Origin of the sequence: Pseudomonas sp. B21128 (genome assembly GCF_044218865.1) — a bacterium.
GTDB classification, from domain to species: Bacteria; Pseudomonadota; Gammaproteobacteria; order Pseudomonadales; family Pseudomonadaceae; genus Aquipseudomonas; species Aquipseudomonas iridis.
On sequence record NZ_CP162590.1, the window covers coordinates 5,353,729 to 5,366,854 of the forward strand.

At 58.2% G+C, this 13,126-nt stretch carries 9 protein-coding genes; 8 read left to right on the top strand and 1 reads right to left on the bottom strand.

The annotated features are described in order from the left end of the window. Window positions 1-112 precede the first annotated feature (112 nt). The 3 genes from AB4P91_RS24125 (at window position 113) to AB4P91_RS24135 (ending at window position 7,551) form a co-directional block, all read left to right on the top strand. Window positions 113-1,777 (top strand): hypothetical protein, encoded by a 1,665-nt coding sequence (locus AB4P91_RS24125; protein WP_395603858.1) that lies wholly within the window; start codon window positions 113-115, stop codon window positions 1,775-1,777. A gap of 119 nt (window positions 1,778-1,896) precedes the next feature. After that, a complete protein-coding gene (locus AB4P91_RS24130) occupies window positions 1,897-3,849 on the top strand; it encodes a hypothetical protein (RefSeq protein ID WP_395603859.1) in 1,953 nt (650 codons plus the stop codon). Window positions 3,850-4,050: 201 nt separating this feature from the next. After that, entirely contained in the window at window positions 4,051-7,551 is a 3,501-nt protein-coding gene (locus tag AB4P91_RS24135; RefSeq protein ID WP_395603860.1) for a calcium-binding protein, read from the top strand. A gap of 131 nt (window positions 7,552-7,682) precedes the next feature. Here AB4P91_RS24135 and uraH read toward each other — a convergent pair whose 3' ends face one another. Next, window positions 7,683-8,036 (bottom strand): hydroxyisourate hydrolase, encoded by a 354-nt coding sequence (gene uraH / locus AB4P91_RS24140; RefSeq protein WP_042558430.1) that lies wholly within the window; start codon window positions 8,034-8,036, stop codon window positions 7,683-7,685. Between the two features lie 441 nt (window positions 8,037-8,477). Between uraH and puuE the strand changes: the two genes are divergently transcribed. The 5 genes from puuE (at window position 8,478) to AB4P91_RS24165 (ending at window position 12,993) form a co-directional block, all read left to right on the top strand. Then, a complete protein-coding gene (puuE, locus tag AB4P91_RS24145; protein WP_047300354.1) occupies window positions 8,478-9,404 on the top strand; it encodes an allantoinase PuuE in 927 nt (308 codons plus the stop codon). After that, window positions 9,401-9,916, top strand: a complete 516-nt coding sequence (gene uraD, locus AB4P91_RS24150; protein ID WP_395603861.1) for a 2-oxo-4-hydroxy-4-carboxy-5-ureidoimidazoline decarboxylase — start codon at window positions 9,401-9,403, stop codon at window positions 9,914-9,916. Before puuE ends, uraD begins: the two co-directional genes overlap by 4 nt. 87 nt (window positions 9,917-10,003) lie before the next feature. Further along, window positions 10,004-11,005, top strand: a complete 1,002-nt coding sequence (gene alc / locus AB4P91_RS24155; protein ID WP_150595611.1) for an allantoicase — start codon at window positions 10,004-10,006, stop codon at window positions 11,003-11,005. A 120-nt stretch (window positions 11,006-11,125) separates the two neighbouring features. Continuing rightward, window positions 11,126-11,629 carry an ureidoglycolate lyase gene (locus tag AB4P91_RS24160; protein ID WP_150595646.1) on the top strand — a complete coding sequence of 168 codons (504 nt, stop codon included), beginning with the start codon at window positions 11,126-11,128 and terminating at the stop codon, window positions 11,627-11,629. A 50-nt stretch (window positions 11,630-11,679) separates the two neighbouring features. After that, window positions 11,680-12,993 (top strand): urate hydroxylase PuuD, encoded by a 1,314-nt coding sequence (locus tag AB4P91_RS24165; protein WP_150595610.1) that lies wholly within the window; start codon window positions 11,680-11,682, stop codon window positions 12,991-12,993. Window positions 12,994-13,126 lie beyond the last annotated feature (133 nt).

Consider the following 13,126-nt stretch of genomic DNA (forward strand, 5'->3'; position numbering starts at 1 on the left):
TGTGGAAGTACCCCCCGCTTCGATCACAACCTCTCACGTCGTGGGCGCCGCTCATGCCCACAGTTCGACAGCCTCCGCAACACCGGCTTCCCCCTCTTCAGGCGGAGCGAACGTGCAATCGGCGGTCGTCATTACGGCTATTGCGGACCCGTCGCGCGCCCGAACGCTAGGCGCCATCAGCGCCACAAACTGGCCGAAGGACAAAATCCATGAACTGCGACCCGTGTCGATCGACAGTGGCCTGTTCGAAGGTTTTGACGGACAGATTTACGCGTTCGTCGGCGACCGCGATTACATGTGGGTCGAGCGCCGCGCAGATGGCGAATATCGAAGTCCTTTAGTGACGCGGCCGGGTGCAGAATTGAGCTTCAGAAAACTCGAAGGTGAAGCCCGCTGGCATGCCGATTGGCTGCCTTTGCAGCCTGTACCCGACCCAGAGGTGGCGCGCAACGACGCTCGGCCCAAGCCTCTCGGATTCATACCGCCCTTTCTGGCGGCCACCCTGACCTCCCGCGAACACTCGGCGCAGGGGGTGCGTTACGACGTCGCCAACCGGCCCTATGTCGATACGCTCGAAGGCACCATCATGATTCATCGTCATCCGGATGGCAGCTATCAACAGAAATCCGCTGACCGCTTCATCCCGACGGGCCCGATGGTGGAGCAGGTCGCGGGGCAGAAAATCTGGCGGTTCATTCAGAACGCCGAAGAGGGTCAGGCTTCGAATCAACATTCGGCCAGTGCTGCTGGCGCCAGCGTCGACGCGATTGCTCAACCGGGCACACGCCGCCAAGGGTCAGAACGGCCACAGCCGCCGGCCAATGAACACTGGATAAACTGGGGCAGGCAAAACAAACCGGAAACCGGTGAATCCATTGCCATCAATGGCCGCCACTACCCTATCGTGCCGGTAGGCAACCAGGGGAACGACGCCACCCGCGTGTATTTCCTCAGCCATCCGGAGTTTTCGCCGAGCCATTTCGAGACGTTCGAGCGCATGCTGCGCGAGGCGCCAGCCCTTCAACCCATACCGATCTGGCGCAGCACGGATACGCCATTGAAGGTACGCGTCGGCGAGACATCGTTCGCCCAGCCCCTGACGCAATCGGTCAGGGACATGTTCAGCGAGTTTTCCGATATCACTGCCCGAGCCGTCGCCAGAATGTTGTTCGAGCGTGCTGACAACTCGCGCACGATCACCTCCGCCGGTTTGTTGAAGCTGCAGTGGATAACCGATCAATGGCGGCGCAAGCCACTGGGTGCGGCTTCTTCGTTCGCCGATCCGGTGGACATGCTGCCAGTGGCGCCACGGGCGGAAATTGGCGGCCGAACCACCGTCCTGCTCCCGCCCGAGGTAGACGGCCCGCTGCAACGCCTGACATTTGACCCGCAGCGTTTCCACGAGGAGTGGACCAAATACCGCAGCAATTCAACGTTTGCCAGCCTCAGATTGCTGGTCAGCGGGGTCCTCCGACGCTGCGGTTACGACGTGGCGCCCTTCACCCGCCATCAGGATTGGTCGTCGCTGGTTTTCCAGGGCAAAAACCGCGACAAGGTCTATTTCATGAAGGTGGGACAAGTCACCGGCAACGCTTTTGCGCTGGGCCATTCCCCGGAGACGGAATTCGCCGATCCGCAGCTGCGGGCAAGGATTGGCGACCCCGCCTACACCGCCCTCATGCAAGCCAGGACGGAGGGCAAAATCGTCTGGCTGCAGGGCGGTGTCCTCAGTGACGGACTGGGCCGCTACTGTGTGTTCATCATCAGAGAAGCGTGACGTCAGCCCTGACACGGGGAGGCGCAGACGTGATGATTTTTGAGCACGATATATAGATACCGCCAGTGAAAAAACCGCTTCGAAGATGATGGAATTTCAATCATCAGCGGTACATACCCATGGCCAAACCTCCACGCAAAATCCCCTCTTCTTCGACCTCCCCGGACGGCTCCGCTTTGCCCACCCGCTCGACTGCCGCGCAAGACCCTGATCCGGTTGCAGCCGTGAGCGGGCCGGGATCAAGCAGGCAAACCCGCACACCCGGCACCGATGAGCGCGCAGTCGAAACCACCGCCAGTGAAACACCGCGGGAAAGCGCTGTTGTCGTCAATCCGCTACCCGGAGCAACGCCCGAGCGCGTGGCGGCAGCCATGGCCATGATTACGCTGCGCCCGGAGCAGGTGGCCGCGTTGCGCGCCATTGACAACGAACCGGGGCTGTTCAGGAGCGAGGATTCAAGAACGTATGCCCACCTGGGCGACGGCACCTATTTTCTGGCAGTACGCAACGCGGCCGGCGAGTACCAGGTGCCATTACTCGCCACCCCGCATTTGTCCGGCCCGACGCTCAGGAGAATCGACGGGCAGGCGCTGTGGCGCATCGAGGCGCCAGACTGGATGCGCGCCCCACCCTCTGACTCATCGCCCTCGGCTGGCGCGCCTGCCAGGCCTGCCACGCCGCTGTTCCTTTCGCGGCAACTGGCTGAGACGTTGACCCATCCGGACGACTCAAGCCTGGGACTTCGTTTTGACCGAAAAAAACGCACATACGTCGACATGCAAGGCCCGCAACCGGCGAATTCGAACCTGAGCAACACAGTGCAGGTGCGCAGAAATTCCGATGGCATCTATCAGCAATGCCATGCGGGTGAGCGCACGCCCTCGGGGCCGCTGGTCGAACAAATTCCGGGCACCCGACGCTGGCGAGAAACTCCCCGGCCGACGACAGCCGAACAAACGCACTCGCGGCCAGACGTCGATCAGCGGGCGGTCCGGCCCGACTCCCCGGAACCGGGCCCGAGCAAGCGTCCGCGACTGGAGGCCGACGAGCGACTCACCCCCGATACGGACCTGTTCGCTGACCGCCTGCTGCTCGATGCCAGCGGCGCAATGAACCTGTCCACCGGTTACTGGCGCAACTGGGGCAAAACGCAAAAACCGGCGGACGCCTCAATAGAAATAGCCGGGCTTCATTATCCGATCGTGCCTCAGCCCCTGCAGGCCAATCCACGTCTGGTCTATCTGCAACACCCACGATTTGCGCCAGATCGTTTTGACGCATTTGAGCGGATGCTGGTGGAAGAACCTGCGCTACAACCGATATGGGCCGTCAAACGCGAGAGTGGCTGGGCCGTGATGGAAAATCGCATGCCGTTCGCGACACCGCTGACGCAGCAAGTCGCCAACGCCTTCAATTACATGGCGCCCGACTCGGCGAGCGCCATTGCCAGGGAAGTATTTCGCCGGGCAGCCTATCAAAGGGCAATTGACGGTAACGGACTGGCACGACTCAATCAGACCTTCCGGCATTGGAACGACAGGGCCAAAACCTTTTCACCCCGTCGCGATCTGAGCGATCCACTGATGATGCTGCCAACGCTGCCCACCCTGTTTGGCGCGACTGCACCTCACTGGAGGATCCACCTCCCGACCCGCACGGCCAGCGAGTACCAGCGCCTGAACTTCGACCCCACTCGCCTGCCCGAGTGGAGCGCCTATCTGGCAGCACCTGACAGCGCTAACCTGCAGACCCTGTTCAGAACCGTGCTGCAGCACAATGGCTACAGCCTGTATGCCAGCAGTCGCGCGCTCAACGAGAACGCCGTGGTGTTTCACCGAGAAGGGCTTGATGCCGTGTTTGTGCTGAAGATTCCGGATGACCCTCACAACCTGTTACACCGTGCCACGCTACCGGGATTCGAGATCGCCAACCCGCAATTTCGCGCTGTAGTGGGCGAGGCGGCGCACCAAAGGCTAATTTCATTTGTCAGCGAGATGAAAATCATCTACTTGGTCGGTGGCCTTGAACTGACAGGTGTATCGCCCGCGCTCTATATCGTCCGTGAAAGTTGATCACCTCATTAAAAAACCCGTTCGAAACTGACTCAGGGACAACTGGAGCAGCCTTGTGCTGCTCCCGTTGGCGTGCCGGTTTTAATAAATAACTGACAGCAGTTTTCCGCAACGGACGGTAACTTCCTGCTGATATACACCTGGAAAACATGTAATTAGCATGGCACCGCACATTCAACGCAACTGAACAAGGAAGTTCAAATGACTGGCCCGGTGAAACATCAGTTCTCGATTCAGGATTCTGTAGTTGTTACAAATATTGGCGATGCCCCCAACCCTTCCACGGACTCCACGATTGATTTTGATCGCGATGCCTCCGACAGCGGAAAAACCAGCTCTCACAGCAAGCCAAACCAATTAAAAGAACTCGACGATTTATTTGGCCCCCTGCAATTTGGCGCCTCTACGATCACACGCAGATCATTGGACGCCCTCGGCGCCACAGTTAATGGTCAACCATTGACGGGTGACAATACGCACTTTCGTATCCCCCGTCGTTCTTTCACTAATTCGCTGCAATTCAGGTACAGCGAAATCGAGAAACGCACCAAGGTCACAACACTCGGCAAAAACTACTTACTTCCAACATTCCTGTATGAACTGGCGTCGGCTCGTCCCGCGGACGCACCTCCAGTCATCAGGGAAGAAGCAGATGTGCCGCCGGATGTCAGTGGCTTTCGCAAAAAAACCATCCAGCTATTGAATGCGGCACAAAAGATTGATTTGCGCCGCGTCAGCGCCAGTCCAACCAACTATCCCTACTGGGCGTTGGTCAGACAATACAGCGTGCTCGGTCCAAGCCTCGGTATTCAACTATTCGGAATATGGATGGGGCTGCGCGGGATCAACGATGCTCTTAAAGCAAAGAACGAAACCGATGCCTTTTTCAACGGTATCGGCCTGGTGACGGAAGGCGCCTCAATAGCGGTCGATGTGGTGACCACCCGGGTGGGCACGAGTTTGATAAAAACCGGGAGCGACGCCTTCAATGATTTCGCCAGGACCAGGGCTGGACTGCGATGGAGCCGCTCTGGCGGACTTATCGGCGGAGCACTGACACTGCCTTTCGACATCATGAGTGCCGTAAAAGAGTTCAAGACAGCCGAATCAAAATCCGGCAAGGAGGCTACCGCACACTATGTAAGCGCTGGATTGAACATTGCCAGCGCTGCCATGACGGTCATCCTTGGCTCCGCAGCGATGGCCGGGTTTTCGTTCGCCGGCCCGGTCGGTTTGATCGCAGGAGCGATGATGGCCATCGGGTCGCAAGTCTATGGGGCGGTGAGTCTGGTCGACGACATTGACGACTATATCGAACTCACGCTGGAGGAAAGATGGCGTACTGGCTGGTTCACGTTCGTGTTTATGGAGGCAGACCGCCACATTCTCGACCGCTATGAGATTGCCAAAGCCCGCGCTGCGCATTCCAGCCAGTTGAAAGCAACGGCCAGAAAGTATCTCGATGAAACCGTGAAAAACACCACGGAGGCGGTCGTCAACGGTGCATTCGAAGTGACGCTGCTTCCCCGGAGGGAATACACCACCAATTGGGGCCTGAAGACCTCGAAAATCGTTTACGTCCCACAAATCCGGGATACAGACGATCTGATAGACGCCCGTGATGGCGTCACCACGCAAACACCTGGCGCCGTACTTGGCAGTGCCGAAAACGGCAAAAATATTTTATGGCTGCTGGGCGGCGGTAATGACACGGTCAGGGGAGTGGAGAAGAAACCGAATGTTTTCTACTTCACCGATGGCAGGAAGGACCTGACCGGAGGGGCCGAGAATGATCGGTTCATTGCGCAGGACGCTGCCCAGGTGCTCTACGGCGCCGATCCCGACGATGAAAATCACTCCACCCTGCGCGGAGGTGACGGCCACAATTCGCTGGAATTCATCGGTGAGCAAACATTCAAGGCAGACGGTCGCGGCTATGACATCGACCTGTCCGCCGGGACTCTGCATGTCTTTACTCCGGATTCATCGGCCGAAGATGGCAACCGTTACGCCTTCAAGGCGCTGCTGGAGCGTATCAACGAGATTCACACACAGGGCAACGGCACCACGACCGTCACCGGCTCAAGGGAAGCCGATGTCATCGTGGCGCAAGGCAAGGATACGATCCATGCCGGCGCGGGTGATGACACCCTCTATCTGCACAAGGATGGCGCCGCAGCATTCGGCGAGTCGGGACAGGATACTTACAACATCCCGCTCACCATCAATAACGTATCGATAACAGAAGACGGCGTTGAAGAAAGCGCAATCGTACTCGACTGGAGAATGGACCTCATCGAAACATGGCGAGTCGTCAAAACCACGCTCGAAGTCACGTTGAAGTTCGACTTCGATGACGCTCGCACAAGCAAGCTGTATGTCCATGACGTGTACAGACAGTCCGATGACGTGCGGCTATTGATCAATAACAAACTGACTTTTGTCACGCGCGACAAGTGCCACCTCAAACCTGACCTGCCTGCACAGATAACTGGCGACCAGTCCGTTGAGATTTTTGCCATCGTTACCCGCGAAGCAGGCCCGGAACCTGTCACGATTGTCGATCAATATCTGGCCCCCCACGTTCCGGCGAACACTTTCACCGATTACTACGTGCAGCGTCACTCATCTGCGAGCTCGTTTACATCCGGCAGGAGCGCACCACTTTACGGTACGCGGATATTCCTCGATTACGACAGTTGCGAACTGACCGGCGTTCAGGCGAGGTACGAGACAGAAGTTGACTGGGTACGTTCATCGCCTACGGACAAGATAGATATCGAGTGCGGGCTCAGTTTCTATTTCGGAAATAAAGTGGTGGTCATTGCCAGGTTTGCCAATCACAAGGAAATGACGCTCGAAGACGCGTTACTGAAAATAGTGAACAACCAGATCAATCATGCCTACTCTCTGGTCTTCAGGGACGGCAAGGTTCACAACGTACATTTGACGAAAGAAATGGTGGCGGCGCCGAGAACCTATGTTTATAGCCGCGGACGCAGCTCGCTGTCTGTTGCCAACATCGCCTTACCCTTGAAGATGAACCCTAAACCGTACATCTTCCGGCTGCCTGAACAGGCACCTTACGAACTCGGCGCCAGAAACTCTTGCAGTCAGTTGACTTTCCATCCTGGCCAATCCGGTATCACCAGCCTCGAGGGCAACGGGGGAAACTATCTGGTACACCTGTGCAAAAGAATGATCTTGCGCCTATCCACACCCGGTGGCTTCGCGAATGCCGCCCACAGACTGGACTACTCATCCACATGGGACCTCGATGCCCAGGCGCTGGGCAGCGTCACCATCGAATTGCAAGGAACGCAGTTGTATCTGGGGTCGACCACTGTTCATGTGCCTGAATACGGCGGCGACGATCTTGTGGACCAGATGTCCATCATCGGTGCGCACGGGATCATTCATACGGTCGACCTGATCTTTGACATGATTTATATCGGCGGTCTGGACGGGCGATATTTCGAGCCACCCAAGGACGACAAATCCCCGTGGCCAGATGAGTTTGCCGACATTGCGGACAAGGAATTGCGCGTCAATCACATCATCATGGCGGATGGCAGCGCAGGGTATTTGAAGTACAACCTGGCACAGCGCAAATGGATTTTGAGCAGTGATCCGTCCCGCGACATCAGCTATTCGCAATTGCTTGTACTCAACCGCTGCGAGCACCAACTGGGGAAAGCGTGAGCATTCTGATATCCAGTTGCTCAATGGCGTTCACCGTTTCGCAGGCGAAAAAAAGCCCGCAGTGTGAGCGGGCGAAAGACCAAAGAAGCTATATGCGCAGTCGCTTCCCGGCAGGGGCAGCCGCTTGGGGGTCAGCTGCCCCGGTACGTGGAGTAGCTGTAAGGCGAGATCAGCAATGGAACGTGGTAGTGATCCTGTTCGGCAGAGATGCCGAACCGCAGCACTACCACATCCAGAAACGCCGGCTCCGGCAGTTGCACACCACGGGCGCGGTAGTAATCGCCAGCGTGGAACTGAACCTGATAAACCCCGGTACGGTAGTCATCGCCCTGCAACAGCGGCGCATCAACCCGGCCATCGCTGTTGGTTGTCGCGCTGGCGACCAATTCCAGCTGCGAACCTTCAACGCGGTATAACTCGACCTTGATCGAGCTGCCCGGGCAACCGTGTGCAGCGTCCAAAACGTGTGTAGTCAAACGTCCCATTGATTCTGCGCGCCTGCCTGCATGGAGCAGTCAGACTTCGCGCCTCCCGAAGTCAGTTGAAAGGAGACCGCACCGATTCGGAGCACGAAAAGTTGCGGCGAGCGGCTGATTAAGACACTTTTCAAAAAAATTGTACACAATAAAAACGACATTTTTTGCTTCGTCCCCGCCATCCGGGGCTTTTCTCCCGGTCTACCCCGCAAGCGCATGAACATTGCGCCTTACATCCATTAACTGACCAGTCAGGCAGGTTTCTTGCAGGCTCACGCCAATCGCAGTAAAAGATGACAGTCGGTGAAAAATGCGAAAATTCAGGCTTACAAAGTGCGATTAAAGTTGTATACAATCAGCCCATCGCTGTGACGCCAGCCTGCAATCTCATCGCCAGGCAGCCACGTAATCCCGACTTTGAATAAGTCATGAACAAGAAGGAAGACTGCAGTGAGCGCTGACTACCCACGCGACCTGATCGGTTACGGCAGTAACCCTCCTCACCCACACTGGCCGGGCAATGCCCGTGTCGCCCTGTCTTTCGTGCTCAATTACGAAGAAGGCGGCGAGCGCAATATTCTGCACGGTGACAAGGAATCCGAAGCGTTCCTCTCTGAAATGGTTGCCGCCCAGCCGCTGCAAGGCGAGCGCAACATGAGCATGGAATCGCTTTACGAGTATGGCAGCCGTGCGGGCGTCTGGCGGATCCTCAAGCTATTCAAGGAATTCGATATTCCGCTGACCATCTTCGCCGTCGCGATGGCCGCCCAGCGCCACCCGGACGTGATCCGCGCGATGGTCGAGGCCGGTCACGAGATCTGCAGCCACGGTTACCGCTGGATCGACTACCAGTACATGGACGAGGCGCAGGAACGCGAGCACATGCTCGAAGCCATCCGCATCCTCACCGAACTCACCGGCGAGCGCCCGTTGGGCTGGTACACCGGCCGCACCGGCCCGAATACTCGTCGCCTGGTCATGGAAGAAGGTGGTTTCCTCTATGACTGCGACACCTACGACGACGACCTGCCCTACTGGGAACCGAACAACCCGACCGGCAAGCCGCACCTGGTGATCCCGTACACCCTCGACACCAATGACATGCGCTTCACTCAGGTGCAGGGGTTCAACAAGGGCGACGACTTCTTCGAATACCTCAAAGACGCGTTCGACGTGCTGTACGCCGAAGGTGCCGAAGCGCCGAAGATGCTCTCGATCGGTCTGCACTGCCGCCTCATCGGCCGTCCGGGTCGCATCGCTTCGCTCAAGCGCTTTATCGAATACGCCAAAAGTCATGAACAGGTGTGGTTCAGCCGTCGCGTCGACATCGCGCGTCACTGGCACGAAACCCACCCGCACCAAGGGGCCGCCAAATGAGCCGCTTTCAAACCCTGCAACCGTCGACCCTGAGCCGCGACGCCTTCGTCAAAGCCTTCGCCGACATCTACGAGCATTCGCCATGGGTGGCCGAGAGGGCCTACGACCTGGGCGCAGACGCTTCGATCGACGAGATCGAAACCCTGCACCAGCGCATGAGCGACATCCTGTTGAGCGCCGATCACACCAGTCAACTGGCACTGATCAACGCTCACCCGGACCTGGCCGGCAAAGCTGCCGTCCAGGGCGAACTGACCGAAGCCAGCACCCATGAACAGGCTGGCGCCGGTATTCACCAATGCACGGCCGAAGAGTTCCAGCGCTTCACCGAGCTGAACGACGCCTACAAAGCCAAGTTCAAGTTTCCCTTCATCATGGCGGTAAAAGGCAGCAACCGGCATCAGATCCTCGCAGCGTTCGAAACGCGTATTCACAATTCGGCAGATACCGAATTCAAATGCGCGCTGGCGGAGATCAACAAGATTGCCCTGTTCCGTTTACTGACCCTTTAGCAAGCCTGACCCGAGCATGTCAGACGCGGAGAATGCCCAGGGTCGCGCAAGCATCCCCAGCCACTTATTTAAAGGCAGACAAGAAGAATGAAAGCTTACGCCGTACCTTTCGAGAAGTTCGTCAACCTGGCCGATGCCCGTCTGGGCACCAAAATCATCTCGGTCACCGATGACTGGTTCGCAGACGCCAATCGTCTGTTCCAACCGACCCCGGCCGTATGGAAGGAGGGCGTGTTCGATGACAACGGCAAGTGGATGGACGGCTGGGAATCGCGCCGCAAGCGCTTCGAAGGCTTCGACAGCGCCGTGATCCGCCTGGGCGTACCGGGTTCGATCAAAGGCGTGGACATCGACACTTCATTCTTCACCGGCAACTTCCCGCCATCGGCCTCTCTGGAAGCGTGCTTCCTGGCGTCGGGCGAGCCTGACGAAAACACCCAGTGGACTGAAGTGCTGTCGGCCGTCGAGCTGCAGGGCAACAGCCACCACTACCACGAAATCAGCAACGACAAAGCGTTCAGCCACTTGCGCTTCAACATCTACCCGGACGGCGGTGTGGCCCGTCTGCGCGTGTACGGTGTGCCGCATCGCGACTGGTCGGCCGTTGGCGACAATGAGCAAATCGACCTGGCAGCCGCCCTCAACGGTGGTCGCGCCCTCGCCTGCTCCGACGAACACTTCGGCCGCATGAGCAACATCCTCAACCCGGGCCGTGGCATCAACATGGGCGACGGCTGGGAAACTGCACGTCGTCGCACGCCGGGCAATGACTGGGTGATCGTCGCACTGGGCCACCCGGGCGAGATCGAAAAAATCATCGTCGACACCCTGCACTTCAAGGGCAACTACCCGGACACTTGCTCGATTCAGGGCGCGTTCGTCAAGGGCGGTACTGACAGCCAGATCGAAACCCAGTCGCTGTTCTGGCGCGATCTGCTGCCAAGCCAGAAGCTGGAAATGCACGCCGAACACACCTTCGTCGAGCAGATCAAGGCCCTGGGCCCGATCACCCACATCCGCCTGAACGTGTTCCCGGATGGTGGTGTGAGTCGCCTGCGCGTTTTGGGCAAGGTCGCTAAACAAGGTTGAACCCAATCGCTGGCAAGCCAGCTCCCACAGGTTTTGTGAACGCCACAGATCACAGTGGGAGCGGGCTTGCCCGCGATGGCGATAGTTCTAACAACACAGAATTCGGATAAGAAGAACAGCATGCGCACACTGACGATTGAACCGCTGAGCAAAGAAGCCTTCGCCCCTTTCGGTGACGTGATCGAAACCGACGGCAGCGATCACTTCATGATCAACAACGGTTCGACCATGCGCTTCCATAAACTGGCGACGGTCGAAACCGCCACGCCGGAGGACAACGCGATCATCAGCATCTTCCGCGCCGACGCGCAGGACATGCCGCTGACCGTTTGCATGCTGGAACGCCATCCGCTGGGCAGCCAGGCTTTCATTCCGCTGCTCGGCAACCCCTTTCTGATCGTGGTCGCGCCCATTGGCGATGAACCTGTATCAGGCTTGGTCCGCGCCTTCGTCACCAACGGCAGGCAGGGCATTAATTACCATCGCGGCGTTTGGCACCATCCGGTGCTGACGATCGAAAAGCGGGATGACTTCCTGGTGGTTGATCGCAGTGGCACAGGCAATAACTGCGATGAGCATTTTTTCAAAGAGGATGAGCGTTTGATCCTCGCCCCCCACCAATAAGAGAAGGTCTGATCACTCGACAACAGAGTGACAGGCGAGAGGTAAAGACTGTGGAAGCACATCTGTTGGAATGGCTGAACCTGAGCGTGCGCTGGGTTCACATGATTACTGGCGTGGCCTGGATCGGCGCGTCGTTCTATTTCGTCTGGCTGGAGAACAACCTCAACCGCGTCAACCCGAAAACCGGTCTGGCCGGTGATCTGTGGGCGATTCACGGTGGCGGCATCTATCACCTGGAAAAATACAAACTGGCTCCACCGACCATGCCGGACAACCTGCACTGGTTCAAATGGGAAGCCTACTTCACCTGGTTGTCGGGGATCGCGCTGCTGTGCGTAGTCTTCTACTACAACCCGACGCTGTACCTGCTGGCACCGGGCAGCGGCCTGACCGGCCCTGAAGGCGTTGCACTGGGCATTGGCTCTCTGTTCGTCGGCTGGTTCGTCTACTCCTTCCTTTGCGACTCGGCGCTGGGCAAACGCCCTGCCCTGCTCGGCTTCATCCTGTTCGTGCTGATCATCGGCGCGGCGTATGGCTTCAGCAAGGTGTTCAGCGGTCGTGGTGCGTACCTGCACGTTGGCGCGATCATCGGCACCATCATGGTCGGTAACGTGTTCCGCATCATCATGCCGGCGCAGCGTGCACTGGTAGCGGCGATTGCCGAGAACCGCACGCCGGACCCGGCGCTGCCGGCCAAAGGCTTGCTGCGTTCGCGTCATAACAACTACTTCACCCTGCCGGTGCTGTTCATCATGATCAGCAACCACTTCCCGAGCACGTATGGCAGCCAGTACAACTGGTTGATCCTGGCCGGGATCGCGGTGTTTGCAGTGTTGGTGCGTCACTACTTCAACACCCGTCACGACAGCCACAAGTTCGCCTGGACGCTGCCTGTTGCAGCGGTGGGCATGATCACTCTGGCGTACGTCACCGGCCCTGCGCCGATGTCGACCGCACCGGAAGTGGCCAAGGCTCCAGCGCAAATCGAGTACCAGCCATTGCCGGAAACTGCAGTGGGCGGTGGCTTGAAACCGGCTGAAGCGGCGCAACCTGCTGCACCTGCCGAACCTGCCGCAGCACCAGCGCAAGCCTCCAACGCCGGCCCAGGCTTCGACAAAGTGCACAACGTGATTCAAGAGCGTTGCACGGTTTGTCACTCGGCCAAGCCGACCAGCCCGTTGTTCAGCGCAGCTCCGGCCGGTGTGATGCTCGACACCCCTGAGCAGATCCGCCAGAACGCGGCGCGGATCCAGGCGCAGGCCATCACCACGCAGATCATGCCACTGGGCAACATCACACAGATGACCCAGCAGGAACGTGACCTGATCGGTGCATGGATCGCCCAGGGAGCCCAGACCAACTAAGCCGTAAAAACTTCGCGAGCAAGCTCGCTCCCACAAGGAAACTTTCAATCCCTGTGGGAGCGAGCTTGCTCGCGAATGGCCGCGACGCGGTCGACCTGATGCAAATAAACAGCTGTGAGCCACCCGGCAGCTG

Excerpts from the sequence above, each read along its gene's own strand:
- AB4P91_RS24130 (WP_395603859.1), top strand. The coding sequence starts at position 1,897 with ATGGCCAAACCTCCACGCAAAATCCCCTCTTCTTCGACCTCCCCGGAC.
- uraD (WP_395603861.1), top strand. The coding sequence starts at position 9,401 with ATGAGCCGCTTTCAAACCCTGCAACCGTCGACCCTGAGCCGCGACGCC.
- AB4P91_RS24135 (WP_395603860.1), top strand. The coding sequence starts at position 4,051 with ATGACTGGCCCGGTGAAACATCAGTTCTCGATTCAGGATTCTGTAGTT.
- uraH (WP_042558430.1), bottom strand. The coding sequence starts at position 8,036 with ATGGGACGTTTGACTACACACGTTTTGGACGCTGCACACGGTTGCCCG.
- AB4P91_RS24160 (WP_150595646.1), top strand. The coding sequence starts at position 11,126 with ATGCGCACACTGACGATTGAACCGCTGAGCAAAGAAGCCTTCGCCCCT.
- alc (WP_150595611.1), top strand. The coding sequence starts at position 10,004 with ATGAAAGCTTACGCCGTACCTTTCGAGAAGTTCGTCAACCTGGCCGAT.